General features: G+C 45.8%; 18 protein-coding genes. 16 read left to right on the top strand and 2 right to left on the bottom strand.

What is annotated here, in order from left to right:
- Positions 1-257: 257 nt before the first annotated feature.
- From ACFQPF_RS04975 to trpE, 9 genes are all read left to right on the top strand, one after another.
- Positions 258-1889 (top strand): tetratricopeptide repeat protein, encoded by a 1632-nt coding sequence (locus ACFQPF_RS04975; protein WP_379747166.1) that lies wholly within the window; start codon positions 258-260, stop codon positions 1887-1889.
- 89 nt (positions 1890-1978) lie between these two features.
- Complete coding sequence (gene trxB / locus ACFQPF_RS04970; RefSeq protein WP_379747164.1) at positions 1979-2923, top strand: thioredoxin-disulfide reductase; 945 nt, start codon at positions 1979-1981, stop codon at positions 2921-2923.
- Between the two features lie 432 nt (positions 2924-3355).
- Complete coding sequence (locus ACFQPF_RS04965; protein ID WP_379747162.1) at positions 3356-3814, top strand: NUDIX domain-containing protein; 459 nt, start codon at positions 3356-3358, stop codon at positions 3812-3814.
- Positions 3815-3859: 45 nt separating this feature from the next.
- Positions 3860-4735, top strand: a complete 876-nt coding sequence (gene rapZ / locus ACFQPF_RS04960; protein ID WP_379747160.1) for an RNase adapter RapZ — start codon at positions 3860-3862, stop codon at positions 4733-4735.
- Entirely contained in the window at positions 4736-5686 is a 951-nt protein-coding gene (locus ACFQPF_RS04955) for a gluconeogenesis factor YvcK family protein (protein ID WP_379747158.1), read from the top strand. It begins immediately after the preceding gene.
- Between the two features lie 40 nt (positions 5687-5726).
- On the top strand, positions 5727-6668 hold the full coding sequence (gene whiA / locus ACFQPF_RS04950) for a DNA-binding protein WhiA (RefSeq protein ID WP_379747156.1): 942 nt from the start codon (positions 5727-5729) through the stop codon (positions 6666-6668).
- A gap of 37 nt (positions 6669-6705) precedes the next feature.
- Positions 6706-6972 carry an HPr family phosphocarrier protein gene (locus ACFQPF_RS04945; RefSeq protein ID WP_379747154.1) on the top strand — a complete coding sequence of 89 codons (267 nt, stop codon included), beginning with the start codon at positions 6706-6708 and terminating at the stop codon, positions 6970-6972.
- A 124-nt stretch (positions 6973-7096) separates the two neighbouring features.
- On the top strand, positions 7097-7285 hold the full coding sequence (locus tag ACFQPF_RS04940) for a hypothetical protein (RefSeq protein WP_379747268.1): 189 nt from the start codon (positions 7097-7099) through the stop codon (positions 7283-7285).
- Positions 7286-7669: 384 nt separating this feature from the next.
- A complete protein-coding gene (trpE, locus tag ACFQPF_RS04935; protein WP_379747152.1) occupies positions 7670-9175 on the top strand; it encodes an anthranilate synthase component I in 1506 nt (501 codons plus the stop codon).
- Between the two features lie 39 nt (positions 9176-9214).
- On the opposite strand, the gene clpP is transcribed toward trpE, so the two are convergent.
- Both clpP and yvfG read right to left on the bottom strand, forming a co-directional pair.
- Positions 9215-9805 (bottom strand): ATP-dependent Clp endopeptidase proteolytic subunit ClpP, encoded by a 591-nt coding sequence (clpP, locus tag ACFQPF_RS04930; protein WP_379747150.1) that lies wholly within the window; start codon positions 9803-9805, stop codon positions 9215-9217.
- A gap of 283 nt (positions 9806-10088) precedes the next feature.
- Positions 10089-10304 (bottom strand): protein YvfG, encoded by a 216-nt coding sequence (yvfG, locus tag ACFQPF_RS04925; RefSeq protein WP_379747148.1) that lies wholly within the window; start codon positions 10302-10304, stop codon positions 10089-10091.
- Between the two features lie 298 nt (positions 10305-10602).
- Here yvfG and cspD point away from each other — a divergent pair, with 298 nt between their 5' ends.
- The 7 genes from cspD (at position 10603) to ACFQPF_RS04890 (ending at position 14831) form a co-directional block, all read left to right on the top strand.
- Positions 10603-10803, top strand: a complete 201-nt coding sequence (gene cspD, locus ACFQPF_RS04920) for a cold-shock protein CspD (RefSeq protein WP_379747144.1) — start codon at positions 10603-10605, stop codon at positions 10801-10803.
- Between the two features lie 183 nt (positions 10804-10986).
- Positions 10987-12306, top strand: coding sequence for an RNA polymerase factor sigma-54 (gene rpoN, locus ACFQPF_RS04915; RefSeq protein ID WP_379747142.1), 1320 nt, complete (start codon positions 10987-10989; stop codon positions 12304-12306).
- A 263-nt stretch (positions 12307-12569) separates the two neighbouring features.
- The gene (locus ACFQPF_RS04910) at positions 12570-12755 is read left to right on the top strand and encodes a Spo0E family sporulation regulatory protein-aspartic acid phosphatase (RefSeq protein ID WP_379747140.1); all 186 of its coding nucleotides are present in this window, start codon (positions 12570-12572) and stop codon (positions 12753-12755) included.
- A complete protein-coding gene (locus tag ACFQPF_RS04905; protein ID WP_379747138.1) occupies positions 12736-12873 on the top strand; it encodes an FbpB family small basic protein in 138 nt (45 codons plus the stop codon). The genes ACFQPF_RS04910 and ACFQPF_RS04905 overlap by 20 nt, the downstream gene beginning before the upstream one ends.
- A 10-nt stretch (positions 12874-12883) precedes the next feature.
- On the top strand, positions 12884-13168 hold the full coding sequence (locus ACFQPF_RS04900) for a YkvA family protein (protein WP_379747136.1): 285 nt from the start codon (positions 12884-12886) through the stop codon (positions 13166-13168).
- A gap of 201 nt (positions 13169-13369) precedes the next feature.
- The gene (locus ACFQPF_RS04895) at positions 13370-13615 is read left to right on the top strand and encodes a glutaredoxin family protein (RefSeq protein WP_379747134.1); all 246 of its coding nucleotides are present in this window, start codon (positions 13370-13372) and stop codon (positions 13613-13615) included.
- Between the two features lie 178 nt (positions 13616-13793).
- Positions 13794-14831, top strand: a complete 1038-nt coding sequence (locus tag ACFQPF_RS04890; protein ID WP_379747132.1) for a sugar-binding transcriptional regulator — start codon at positions 13794-13796, stop codon at positions 14829-14831.
- The last annotated feature ends 42 nt before the right edge of the window (positions 14832-14873 follow it).

Genomic DNA, 14873 nt, shown 5'->3' with positions numbered 1-14873 from the left:
TAAGAAAAAGTGGATCCACCATTCTTATTTTTCATAATGAGTGACCGTAATCTATCGTTTTATGGTTTTCAAACTCAAAAACCTAATCGATAACAAAGCACACGTTTGACCGCATCGTCCAAAAAATGTCGAAAACTTACAATATAGAAATGTGCGGGAAGTGGTTTACGGAAATTTTCGCTATGTTATACTTTTTGAGTTGAAAACTTCTTGTATATGTTCGATATTAAATGGACGCATACATATTGGAGGAACAGATGGGGAATCAAAAAGAGGCCAGCCGTATCAGGGGCCGTGTCCTTCCTTTTTTGCAGGATGGCGATTATTTCTTTAAACGCGGCATTAAAGCCTATCATAAAAAAGAGTTGAATAAAGCAAGAAAGATGTTCGAGCGTGCCGTGTTCTTCCAGCCTGAAGAGCCTGCTTTCTTATGCCAGCTGGCGTCGGTGCTGGCTGAGATCGGAGAATACGAGCTTTCGAATGATTACCTGCATGAAGCGCTCGCCTACACAGAGGAAGAGATGGCCGAATGCTATTATTTCATGGCGAACAACTATGCGCATCTTGGGTTGTTTTCAGAGGCGGAGCAATATGCGCTGCTATATATGGAGCATGATCCAGAAGGTGAGTTCTTTGAGGATTCACAGGAATTGCTTGATCTCATTCATTTCGAGAACGACGATAAAGATTTAAGCGAGGCGCTTGTTGAAGAGGATGACCTCATTCAGAAGCATGATGATGCGAAGCGATCCATTGAACGCGGCGAGCTCGTGCTGGCGAAGGAGCAGCTGAACGCTATTATCGATCAGCACCCAACCTTTTGGGCGGCATACAATAACCTCGCGCTCACTCATTTTTACAAAAGTGAGTATGAAGAAGCGCTCCAAGTACTGCAAAGTGTATTAGAGAAGAATCCAGGAAACCTGAATGCGCTCTGCAACATGGCGATTTTCATGTCGCAGCTCGGCATGAAGGAAAACGGAAGAGTTCTGCTTAACCGTTTAAAAGGGGTGCACCCGATTCATCCGGATCACCGCTACAAGCTAGGCAATACGTTCGGCCTGCTAGAAGAGCATGAGTATGCGAACCGCTGGCTGCTCGCCCTGAAAAAGACATCGCTTATGCATGATCCAGTCGTGAATCATGCGCTTGCGGTATCCTTTTATGCTCTAGGCAAACCAGGTCTTGCTCTGAAATACTGGAAGCGCACAGCAGACATCGATCTGGATGGAAACGTGGCGTCCTATTATATGAAAAAAGCAGAAGAAGGCACCTTGGTTGTTTCGGGCAGTGATTATCAATATCGTGTACCGAAGCCATCCATGCCTAAAGCGCTGCCGGAAAACCGAAAGATGAGCAGCATGATTGAGCGGTTTAAGCAGATTCGACAGTCACTTGAAAAAAACAAACTAACGCATTTATTCCTGCTTAGAGGGAATAAGAATGAAGAAAGCTATGAACTGCTGCAGGAGGTCTGCCAAAGAGAAGAAGAGCCTCTATTCCTGAAAGAAATTGCGGCAGCTATCATGCTCGAGCACGATCCAGCTCAGCCTGTCATCCTTGTGCATGGCGGCAACAAAGCGGAAATTTCGACTCCAAGTCCAGTGCTAAGCAGCGGAATGGACATTATTCAATGCCTGAAAGAGAACGGAACGGCAATTGATGAAGATGTGATGTTTTATTGGCTGGAGACGGTTCGTTTCGCCAAGGAAGAAGAAAAGCGGATTCTGCAGAACACAGCAGGTGCAGCCGCTGCGATTGATTACATGGCGCGAAAGCATAAAGGAAAAACGTCTCAAAAGGCGATCTCAGAGCTGTACGGCGTATCCGTCTCTATCCTTTCTTCTCGTGTGAAAAAGGTGAGCGAATGGCTAGGACGCAGCATGTAATGAGCGTGAGCAGAATATTAGACACGACCTCTTATACCCGTTACGATGGGACTACAAATAAGAAGCAGCTTATATAGGAGTGACGGCAAATGAGTGAAGAAAAAATTTATGATGTTGTAATTATCGGAGCAGGCCCGGCAGGTATGACGGCGGCCGTCTATACATCTCGCGCCAATTTGAGCACGCTCATGATCGAGCGAGGCATTCCAGGCGGACAGATGGCGAACACGGAGGATGTGGAGAACTATCCAGGCTTCGACCACATTCTTGGACCCGAGCTATCAACGAAAATGTTTGATCACGCGAAAAAATTCGGAGCTGAATATGCTTACGGTGATGTAAAAGAGATCGTGGATGGCGAAGAATTCAAAACGATTAAAGCCGGAAACAAGGAATACAAGACACGGGCAATTATCCTGTCGACTGGTGCAGAATACAAGAAAATCGGCGTGCCTGGCGAAAAAGAGCTGAGCGGACGCGGCGTATCGTACTGTGCGGTATGTGACGGAGCGTTCTTTAAAGGCAAAGAGCTCGTTGTTATCGGCGGCGGAGATTCGGCGGTTGAGGAAGGCGTTTATTTAACACGCTTTGCTTCTAAAGTGACGATCATTCACCGGCGCGATAAGCTGCGCGCACAGAAAATTTTGCAGCAGCGTGCATTCGATAACGAAAAAATCGATTTCCTCTGGAACAAAACCGTGAAGGAAATCCACGGCGAGAACAATAAAGTAGCAGGCGTCACACTTGTAGATACAGTCACTGGTGAAGAATCACCGTTTAAGACGGACGGCGCGTTCATCTATATCGGCATGCTGCCGCTAAACGCAGCATTCAAAGACCTTGGCATCACGAACGAAGCTGGGTATGTGGAGACGAACGAACAGATGGAAACACGCATCCCGGGCATATTTGCAGCGGGCGATATCCGGGAAAAGTCATTGCGCCAGATCGTCACGGCTACAGGTGACGGAAGTATTGCCGCGCAAGCCGTTCAACACTATGTAGAAGAATTGATGGAAAAGATAAAATCGTAATTTCAGCTTAATCAATCTGTAATGATGGTGCAATAAACTTGGGGTAATATAAGAGTAAGAAATTGACCCCCTTTTTATAAAGCTTTTGCTTTAGCACGGAGAAACCTTCCGTGCTCTTTTTTTGCGTAAAAATTAAGGAACTCTGAATAAATAATAGAAACTTTATGACGATTTATTCGTATATAAAAAGTTAGATTAATTAAATGGGGATAGGTTCGGTAAAAATAGAATCAGATGTTGTTTAAACATCAAGTGTTACTATGATTATTCTGTCAGGGAAAGTCTGCTGCGGAAGCCAACTCTCTAAAGAAGTAAGATGGCTTTAAATCACTCCATTAAACCGCAATAACCCCAAGGCCGCCTTTATTGTGAGGGGTTACATTATTTAGTATACTGATAGTAATGTTCAGTTATAAAACTGAGGTGAACGAATTGCAAAGAGTAGCCAACTGTGTTTTGGTCAAGGACGGCAAGGTTTTGCTTCTGCAAAAACCGAGGCGTGGCTGGTGGGTCGCACCAGGCGGAAAGATGGAATCAGAGGAATCAATCCGTGATACCGTTATCCGCGAATATCGTGAAGAAACCGGGATTTATTTAAAGAACCCTACGTTAAAAGGGGTTTTTAATTTTATTATTAAAGAAAACGAAAAGATCGTATCTGAGTGGATGATGTTCACCTTTTTCGCAAACGACTTCGAAGGGGAAGCGCTAGAAGAGAGTGAAGAAGGAAAGATTGAATGGAAGTCCTCTGCAGATGTCCGGACCTTGCCGATGGCGCCAGGTGATTATCATATTCTCGATTATGTCCTTCAAGGAAGCGGCATGATTTTCGGGACCTTTACGTACACACCTGAATTTCATTTATTATCATACCGCCTGGATCCGGCTTAACATCCGACAGGCGTGTTCTAACATAGAGACAGGGGGAGAGCGGCTATGGAAAACAGAGAACTTCAGACCGTTATCATTACAGGAATGTCAGGAGCCGGAAAAACGGTAGCGATGCAAAGCTTTGAGGATCTGGGTTTCTTTTGCGTGGATAACCTTCCGCCTGCCCTTTTGCCGAAGTTTGTAGAACTGATGGAAGAATCGGGCGGAAAGCTGAATAAAGTGGCGCTCGTTATGGACCTGCGCGGACGGGAATTCTTTGATCAGCTGTTTACGACGCTGGATCAGCTTGCGTTAAGTTCGCATATTACGCCGCAAATTATTTACTTGGATTGCAAAGACGCGACACTCGTTCGCCGATATAAAGAAACAAGGCGGTCTCATCCGCTTGCGAAAAGCGGCAACCCTCTCCAAGGCATCACGCAAGAGCGTGAGATGCTCGAGGAATTGAAGGGGCGTGCTCAGCAGATCATTGATACGAGCGAGCTGAAGCCGGTTGAGCTGCGCGAGAAGATCATTCAGCGCTTTTCAACGAACGAATCGCATCCCTTCACGGTGAATGTGATGTCATTCGGCTTTAAATACGGGATGCCGATCGACGCTGACCTTGTGTTTGATGTGCGTTTTCTTCCTAATCCGCATTATATCGACCATATGCGGCCGCGCACAGGGATGGAATCGGATATTTCCGAGTACGTGCTAAAGTGGCCGGAAACGACCATTTTCCTTGAGAAGCTGCTCGATCTGCTGCGCTTCATCATTCCGCAATACAAGCGTGAAGGCAAGAGCCAGCTTGTCATCGCTATCGGTTGCACGGGCGGCAAGCACCGTTCTGTCGCACTGGCAGAATATATCGCTAAAGAATTGTCACAGGACCTCGCTGCGCTCAGCAGCCACCGCGACATGGGAAAGGATAAGGGCTAAATGGACAACAAGCCAAAAGTGGTGGTGCTCGGAGGGGGAACAGGCCTCTCCGTCCTTTTGCGAGGGTTAAAGCAGTATCCTGTTGATATCACGGCAATCGTGACAGTTGCGGACGACGGCGGCAGTTCAGGAAGACTGCGCCTCGATTATGACATGCCGCCTCCAGGTGACGTGCGAAACGTAATCGCTGCCCTCTCAGAGGTTGAACCGCTCGTTGAACGGATGTTTCAGCATCGCTTTACGACTGGAGACGGTTTGTCGGGGCATTCATTAGGCAACCTCCTGCTGGCGGCGATGCATGATATTACAGGAGACTTTCTGACGGGCATCCGTGAGCTCAGCCGAGTGCTGAATGTTCGCGGACAGGTTTTGCCTGCTGCTAAGAAAAGCGTGATGCTGAGTGCGGTTTTTGAAGATGGATCCACAATACAGGGGGAATCCAAGATCCCTTTGGAGAATAAGAAGATAGACCGCGTATTTTTGACGCCTGCCGATATGGAACCGCTGCGTGAAAGCGTGAAGGCGATTCAAGGCGCTGATTTAATCGTGATCGGTCCGGGAAGCTTGTATACGAGCATCCTTCCCAATCTGCTCGTAAAAGGAATTGCCGATGCGATTAAAGCAGCGAGCGTCCCGCGGGTTTATATCTGCAACGTCATGACCCAGCCAGGTGAAACGACAGGCTATTCAGCTGCCGGACATATTCAGGCTCTGATCGACCACGTTGGAAACGACGTGCTTGACATCGCCATTGTGAACAACGAGCTCATTCCAGAGGAATTTCTCGAGCTTTATCGCGAGGAAGGCGCTGAACAAGTCCTGTGCGATGCTGAAAAATTGGGCAAACTGGATATGAAGGTTATCTGTGAAAATATTATTCAATACGGAACACTCGTGAGGCATGATTCAAAAAGGGTTTCCGACCTGCTGATGACATTAGTACAAAAATAGAGAAAAAGGCACGGCTGCTTGATGAAACGGGGTGAAAAAGGTGTCATTTGCTGCAGAAACAAAGAAAGAAATCACACAGCTTGAAATGAAGGGATGCTGCATGAAAGCAGAGCTGGCCGCTCTTATTCGGATGAACGGTTCCGTCTCTTTCAGCAACCGCCAGCTCGTTCTGGACATTCCGACAGAAAACGCGGCGATTGCCCGCAGAATATATACATTAACGAAGAAGCTGTACCCCTATCATGTGGAGCTGCTCGTCCGCAAGAAAATGCGCTTGAAAAAGAACAACGTCTATATCGTCAGGGTATCAGAAGAAGCTAGGACACTGCTTGAGGACCTGAAAATTATTGACCAAGGATTTACGTTCACTCGGACGGTTGCGGAGGAATTTCAGAAAAAAAGCTGCTGCCGCCGTGCTTACATGAGAGGCGCGTTCCTCGCCGGCGGCTCGATCAACCATCCGGAAACGAGCTATCACCTAGAGATTTTCTCCATGTATGAAGAGCACACGGTTGCACTTGCCGACCTAATGAACACGTTCGATTTAAAAGCGAAGGTTCTCGAACGAAAAAAAGGGTACATTATCTACCTGAAAGACGGCGAAAAAATTTCAGAATTCTTAACGCTGGTCGGCGCGCATACGGCCATGATGCATTTTGAAGACATCCGCATCTTAAAAGATATGCGAAATTCGGTTAACCGTCTCGTAAACTGCGAGACCGCCAACCTGAACAAAACGGTCGGTGCGGCAATCCGGCAAGTCGAGAACATTAAATTTATTGAACAGGAAGCAGGACTTGGCGTATTGCCTGACAAATTAAGAGAAATCGCGGAACTCCGGGTAAAGCATCAGGATATCACATTAAAAGAGCTTGGAGAGATGGTCTCATCAGGAACTGTCAGCAAGTCTGGTGTGAACCACCGCTTGCGTAAAATTGACGAGATCGCTGAAAAGCTCCGCTCAGGTTTGCCAATGAATTAACAGGTGAAAAGAAATAACCATATAGGAGGACACAAAAATGGTAGAAAAGAAAGTTACGGTACTGCTTAAATCAGGTCTACAGGCACGACCTGCTGCATTGTTCGTGCAGGAAGCAAACCGTTTCACATCAGATGTATTTGTGGAAAAAGACGGGAAAAAAGTGAACGCGAAAAGCATTATGGGCATCATGAGCCTGGCGGTAAGCTCTGGTGCTGAACTGACGATCACGGTCGACGGTTCAGATGAAAGCGAAGCAATAGACGCACTCACTGCATTCGTTGAAAAAGAACAAGTCAACAGTTAATGATATCGGGGTCCGACACGAGCATTTTATCTAGCATAAAGTTCTCGTGCCGGACCCTGATTTTTTTTTGTTAATAAAGAAATTAAATAGGAAAATAATGTTAAAATATAGTGGCATGGAGGTGATGGAATTGAACAAATGGGCTGCGGGTTTTGTTTTTGTATTAACAGGTTTTATTTTCTTGGTGATTTCATTTGCGCTGTCTGAGTCAACCGTATTATGGGCCATATCTTTAGGAGCAAGCATCGTACTCAACATTGCCGGTACGGCTATGTTAGTGCAGTCTATTAAATCAAGAAAAGAGAGCATCTAAAGATTGCCACCGCAAATGACTGTAAGATTCTGTCATCTTCACAATGAAGTTTTTCACATGAAACCGTTGACTACTTCTAAAATTTTGTCTATAGTTTGAATAACTTTAAGGCGAAGAGGTTTTGAGCACGTTAAAAGGATCACTTTTAACAATGAAGAAAATTGGTGTAGTCAAAAAGTTAACGAATAACGTATAAGAGCAACTAGGGCTGACATAAAGGCTTAGTGTCTTCCTAGTTTTCGTTATTGAGCAGAGCAGAGTGTTTTTAGTGAGTGCAGAAGAGTGTAGCAGAGCCTTTCATAGAAGGTTTCTTTTGCGTTCGCAAAATTCGGGCTCCGCATTACTGCGGGGTTTTTTATTTTACAGACGAGGTGAGATGAGACGATGTATATTCCTGATGTTAAGCACGTTCAACAGCTGTCCTTAGAGGGATTTAACGTCATTCCTATCAGCTATTCCTTTTTATCCGATTCCATTACGAGCATTTCGATCTTCAGCCATTTTCTGAATGAGGATCATGCCTTTTTGCTCGAAAGTGTAGAGGGTGGCGAGCGATGGGCGCGTTATTCGTATATTGGCAGGCGTCCGTTCTGGAAGTTTACGAGCAAGGAAAATGAAGCCTCCATTCAAGATCAGAATGGCAATGTGCGAAGGTTAAAAGGCGAGCCGCTTTTGCTGCTGAAGGAAGAGCTAGCCCGCTTTCGGTCACCCCAAATAGACGGTATTCCGCCGTTTACAGGAGGGGCCGTCGGATTCTTTGGCTATGACTTGATTCATACATTTGAAAAGGTATCACCTCATCGCGAGGATTCACTTCAATTGCAAGATGCGGAATTCTTATTCACAGATGAGATCATCGTGTTTGACCATCTGAAGCAGACGACGACCATCATCGCGAACCTTCATGTGAGTGAGCATGCTTCTCCAGAAGAGATTGAGAGCAACTACCACCGCATCTGTTCGGCGATTATGGAAACCTATACCGAGATTACAAAATCTTCAAACGTACATCAGCAGAACAGGCAGAATGATCAAGATATGACGGTCAATTCCACTCATACGAAGGAAGAATTTTGTGAGATGGTTGAAAAAGCAAAGGAATATATTCGCGCTGGTGATATCTTCCAGGTTGTTCTATCTCAGCGCTTTGAAGTGGAGACCGATGTTTCCCCTTTTGACGTGTACCGCATGCTGCGTGTGATGAACCCTTCGCCGTATTTGTACTATTACAAGTCTGGTGAAAAGGTGGTTGTAGGTTCATCTCCTGAGCTGCTCGTGAAGGTAACGGACGGCGTGGTAGAGAACAGGCCAATTGCTGGAACTCGTCCGCGCGGCAAAACGCAGGAAGAAGACAAGCAGCTGGAAAGAGAACTATTGGCGGACGAGAAAGAAACAGCCGAGCATGTGATGCTGGTTGACCTTGGCCGAAATGATGTGGGACGTGTGTCCGAATACGGCTCGGTTGAAGTGGAATCGTACATGAACATCGAGCGGTACTCGCATGTGATGCATATCGTGTCGCACGTGAAAGGAAAGCTGAAGAAAGGCCTCGATTTCTTTGATGCCTTAAAATCGTGCATGCCGGCGGGAACGGTGTCAGGTGCCCCAAAGGTAAGAGCATTGCAGATTATTTCTGAGCTGGAGAATGAGAAGCGCGGACTATATGCGGGCGCGGTTGGTTATCTCGGCTTTAACGGGACGATGGATTCGTGCATTGCGATCCGGACCATTCTTTTTCAAGACGGTAAAGCGTATGTGCAGGCAGGAGCAGGTGTGGTCGCTGATTCGGTTCCGGAGAAAGAGTACGAAGAGACGATCAATAAAGCGATGGGCATGATTAAAGCGATTGAAGCGGCGCATGAATACAGCAGAAAAGCCGCTGCCATATAAAAAAAGAGCGGACCCGATTAAGGTCCGCTCTATTCATGGTTACTTCGCGTCAACGGATGTGATCAGCTTGTCGACAAGTCCGTATTTTACCGCGTCTTCTGCAAGAAGGAAGTTGTCGCGGTCTGTGTCGCGCTCAATCACTTCAAGCGGCTGGCCTGTTTTTTCTGAAAGAATCTTATTCAGCTGCTCGCGCATTTGAATGATGCGGCGTGCGTGGATTTCGATATCGCTCGCCTGTCCGCGTGTTCCGCCAAGCGGCTGATGAATCATAACTTCAGAGTTTGGAAGCACATAACGCTTTCCTTTCTCACCTGCTGCAAGCAAGAAAGCGCCCATAGAAGCTGCCATACCGATACAGATTGTAGAGACCTGAGGCTTGATGTAGTTCATCGTGTCATAGATCGCCATACCAGCTGTGATGGATCCACCCGGGCTGTTTATGTAGAGAGAGATATCCTTCTCTGGATCTTCAGCAGCAAGGAAGAGAAGCTGTGCGACGATCGAGTTGGCCACGTTGTCATCGATAGCGCTTCCAAGCATGATAATACGGTCCTTTAATAGGCGAGAATAAATGTCATACGCGCGTTCACCGCGGTTAGTCTGTTCAATTACTGTAGGAATTAAGTTCATGTAAATCCTCCTCTTCACCAATTTAATTGTGTGTACTGTCATCATACAAAAAAGGTCAAACAAGGTCAAACGATATGCAGCCCTTTTTATGATTTCAAGAAAAGACGGCAGCTGAAGGCTATTTATCTTATTCGGTATGGATGATAAGAATTCCTTCCTATCACGTTGCAGGCTAACTTCATCATTCCCGGCACAGCGGGATTTAAACGTTTCAGATGCAAAAAAGATACTTGAAAAAAGAAGCAGCCTGCCACGTGGGCGGCTGCAGCTTATGGGGAAAGAATTATGATTCACTTTTCACATTCTTATAGGCTTCCTCCAGGTTGCGGATGCGTCTGACAATCTCCCCGTTTTTATTCAGGTTGTCGTTGATCAAGGTCCCGACTATTGATCGATAATAAGCGTTCATCGCATGTGTTTTCGTGAACACATCCGCGTTGCGCTCAATAAACTGCCTAAGGTTTTCTTCAAAATAAGGGATGGAAAAAGACTCACTCATATAGGGCTCCTTCTTATTTACATGTATTCTATTATCCTAACAGAATAGGTGCTAAAATCAACGTTCAAAACGATATCCTTTTTTGACAATAGTGTGCAGCCATGATATATTGAGGGTAACCAGTTTACGTGTAATAGAACGGATTTAAAGCGAGTCGTACTTTTGATAAGAAGTGGATGCTGTTTTAAAGTCCCCCTCTTATTTGGAAGGCGATTTTTTTTATTGACGGGATATTGCTCTGTGAGGTGGTTGAAACATTTAAACGCTTACATAACGAGCGTGACTAGGAGGAAACACCATGCAAAACGGTAAAGTGAAATGGTTCAACGCTGAAAAAGGCTTTGGATTCATCGAAGTAGAAGGCGGAGACGATGTATTCGTACACTTCTCAGCTATCCAAACTGACGGCTTCAAGACTCTTGAAGAAGGCCAAGACGTATCTTTCGAAATCGTAGAAGGATCTCGCGGACCACAAGCATCTAACGTAACAAAACTTTAATCAACATTTACAGTGCCGGGCAACCATGCCCGGCACTTTTTGCATTCTTATAGGGGAGGGGGTCCGGTACACATTTCCCTAAACCGCTGTGCACAGAGGCCAGCTAGGAAATGGTACCGGACCCCTCTATGGTTTTAAAAGCGCTTACAAGTGTAGTAGAATAGGAAGGAGGAGGGATGCATCATGATGGAAATGGGGCAATATTTGCAGCAAAACTTAAGCCTTGTTATGACAGCTGAACTTCGCCAAGCCATTGCCGTCCTGCAATATCCAGGCTATGAGCTGGCCTCCTTCCTGCAGGAGCAGGCGAACGAGAATCCGCTCATTGAAGTGATCGAACCGCCAGGCATTATCGGCAAGAGCCCTAGCTCGAGGAAATCTTCTTCATCAGCTGGAATGCCTGTTTCATTTGAAGAATATATGAGCAGCACTGAAACATTGCATGACACCCTGCTCAAACAATCCATCCTTCTTTCCCTTTCAGAGAAAGAGCGAAGGATGCTGAATTTTTTACTATTAAGCATTGACGATAACGGCTACTTAACGGTATCAGCAGCGGAGGCAGCACAGCATCTTGGTGCATCAGAAGAGATTGTGGATAAGCTGATCGTACATATCCATCAAATGGAACCAGCGGGCATTGGAGCACGAAGCCTGCAGGAATGCCTGCTGCTGCAGCTTGCGGCTGCCGGGATGGAAAACACGCTGCCGTGGCGCCTCGTTCTGCTTTACTTTGAAGAACTGGCGAACCGCAAATGGAGGGCAGTGGCAGATGAACTCCAGCTTTCGCCTGAGGACATTCAGCATGCCGCTGACTATATTCAAACATTAAACCCTCGTCCGGGGAAAATGTATTCTCATGGAGTTAAAGAAGGATATTTATATCCGGATATTACAATTACTCACCATGATGGAAGCTTTGCGATTGCGTTTAACGACCGCTACAATCCATCCGTGAAGCTGAACAGCGACTATGAGCCGCTTCTGTTTATGTCAAAGAACGACCAGCCGTCTAAATATTTGCAAAATCAATTTTCTAAATATCAGTGGCTGAAAAAAGCGGTGGAACAGCGCAGGCAGACGCTGATTAAAATCGTAACCGAGGTGGTAAACGTGCAGCATTCCTTTTTCTCAAAAAAGGGAAGCCAGCTGGCTCCCCTTACTTTGAAACAAGTGGCAGCCGCGACCGGCATGCACGAGTCAACCATCAGCCGTGCAGTAAAGAATAAAGTCATACAAACGCCTCTAGGCGCGAGAGAACTGAAGTCTTTTTTTACAGCCAAAATTGAGACGAGTGAAGGCGGGGAAGCATCGGCAAGTGCGGCTAAGGACGCCATCAGGCGGCTCATTGAAAAAGAGAATAAACAAAAACCGCTGTCTGACCAGCTCATATGCGAAATGCTGAAACGAGATGATGGATTGGCTATTTCCAGAAGGACCGTGGCCAAATACCGAGAAGAATTGATGATTCCTTCTTCATCAAAGCGCAAACGGTTCGTCTGATGAGCAGGGAATGCTTTTTAATTGACAGATAAATCAAGCTATTTTAAAATGTGGTTAACTAGTTGAATAGTTCCCAAAAAGGGGAGTAGCTTTTACAGCAAAGTCGTCATTACGGAGCATTCGCTCTCGGCTTTGTTGGCAGCATCAGCTGTTAGCAAGACCTTTGCCATCTCGGTAAAGGAATACATGTGTGGATCCCAAACCTTTACCATATCCGGTGAAGGTTTTTTTCGTTCCTTTCCAACTAGTAAAGGAGGCTGCGAATGAACGAAAAACAGGCATTATCACTTGAAATCGTCAAACAGCAGGACATCTTGGCAGAAAGCGTAGAACGCTCAGGGCTGAACAGCACCGAAACCATTCAGCAAAGCCAGAAGCTAGATCAGCTCATCACCAAATGCCAGCAAATTAAAAAGGAGAGACAACGATATGAAAAAAATGAAATATAATTTACAGTCACTGATTAAAAAGAATAAAGAAGAGCTGCTCAATAACAAATCAGAGCTGGAGAAGATTGAAAAGAAAATTGACGCTAAGCACACAGCTCGTGCCATCACAGCATCATAAGGAGGCCTTCATGTTTAAATTTTTCAAAAGGCTAAAGTTTGTCTTGAAATTTTGGAAGTTCATCCCGTTCTTAAAAGACTATTTCTTAACATCAGAGGTGGCATTGCCAAAAAAACTATTCGGCGTCGGACTGCTTGCCGCCTACGCCGTCTTTCCGTTTGATATCATCCCAGACTTCCTGATCTTTTTCGGTATACTAGACGAGGTCACACTCGCCGCCTTCGTTCTGCAGCGACTGGTAAAAAACGCCCCGCCATCATTGCAAGAAAAACATGGACTGAGTGGCATGAAATAACTTATTTCGCAACCCTTTTTGCTTTTAGGATTCTGAGAAGCCGTTGACCTACGTTACAGGCGCACGCTTTCCGCCATCACCCCTCTGGATAAGCGTGCACCTGAAACGGAAATCAACACTTTCCCTGATTTCTAAAAGGCCACATGCCTACAGACAGAAAAAGTTGTTTTAAATTACCCAAAACGGGAAAGGATGAAAGTGGTGCAGATTAAAATCGTTGAATTCTACACAAAACATCATTGTCCATTATGCGACAAAGCGCATAAACTATTGCAAGAGCTGCAGTCGGAGCTTTCATTTGAAATAAAGGTCATCGATATTTATAGCGATGACACACTCATTGAAGAGTATGGCTTGATGATTCCAGTTGTTAAAGTGGATGGAAAGATGATTGGGTTCGGTCAAATTGTGAAGGAAAAGGTAAAGAAAGCGCTTACTAATTTTTAATAAGTAAAATGTATTGAAAAGTTGTTTTGGTTTCGCTAAAATGAATTTGACTTCAGACATATACACACAAAAAAATGCTTGGTGTAACAGCCGGGATTTTTTTACTCTCCATCGGGACACAAAATGACTATGCGGGACACTTTTTGTCCAACGTGTAGCATATTAGGAGAAATGCAGGATGAAAGAACTTATCAAGATACAGCAAAAACTGCTGCCTGATCTAATTGAAGTCATGAGGAAACGATACAGCATCCTTTCTGTCGTCAGATCACACGAGCCGATCGGACGCCGAAGCCTTGCCGCGAACCTGAACCTAACAGAACGCGTATTAAGAAGCGAAGTCACCTTTTTGCGTGATCAAGGGCTGCTGCATATCGGCACGTCTGGCATGTCACTGACAGCCGATGGAAGCGAGACGCTGGCAAATCTCTCTGAAATGATGAAAGAACTTTCAGGTTTGCGTGTTTTAGAAACAGATTTAAAGGAAATCTTAAATCTGTCTGAAGTGATCATCGTCCCTGGAGACAGCGACAAAGACCCATGGGTGAAAACCGAGCTGGGTAAAGCGGCCACTCAACGGTTAAAGATGCAGCTGAAAGGCGATAATGTTATCGCGGTTACCGGCGGGACAACACTGGCGGCGGTGGCCGAAATGATGACGCCTGGAAGCAAGGAGCAGGAGCTGCTTTTCGTGCCGGCGCGCGGCGGGCTTGGTGAGAAGGTAGAGAACCAGGCGAACACCATTTGCGCAACGATGGCACAAAAAGCGAATGGTCATTACCGGCTGCTACATCTGCCTGACCAGCTGAGCAAGGACACTTACTTGTCGCTCATTCAAGAGCCTGTCATAAAAGAAGTGCTGGAACTGCTGCAGTCGGCGAGTATAGTGATTCATGGCATTGGTGATGCTAGAACAATGGCGGAACGGCGGAATGCTTCATCTGAGCTTATTGAAAAGCTGAATGAAGAAAAAGCCGTCGCAGAAGCGTTCGGGTATTATTTTGACAAACAAGGCAATGTGGTCCATCGGGTTAGAACGATTGGACTGCAGCTAGAAGAACTGCAGAACAGCGAGCTGATCATGGCTGTTGCAGGAGGGTCTTCAAAAGCCCAGGCGATTTCCTCATTTATGAAGCATGGCCCTCGCGGTGTGCTTGTAACAGACGAAGGAGCTGCCCGGAAGCTGGCAGATGAACTTCGAAATATCATTCGTTAATTAGGGAACTCTCCCTTTTTATAAAATTTAAAACTTTCTCTT

Origin of the sequence: Fictibacillus iocasae (genome assembly GCF_042665465.1) — a bacterium.
Taxonomy (GTDB): Bacteria; Bacillota; Bacilli; order Bacillales; family Fictibacillaceae; genus Fictibacillus; species Fictibacillus iocasae.
The sequence above is the reverse complement of the archived record's forward strand: the minus strand, read 5'-3'. Positions and strand labels throughout refer to the sequence as shown.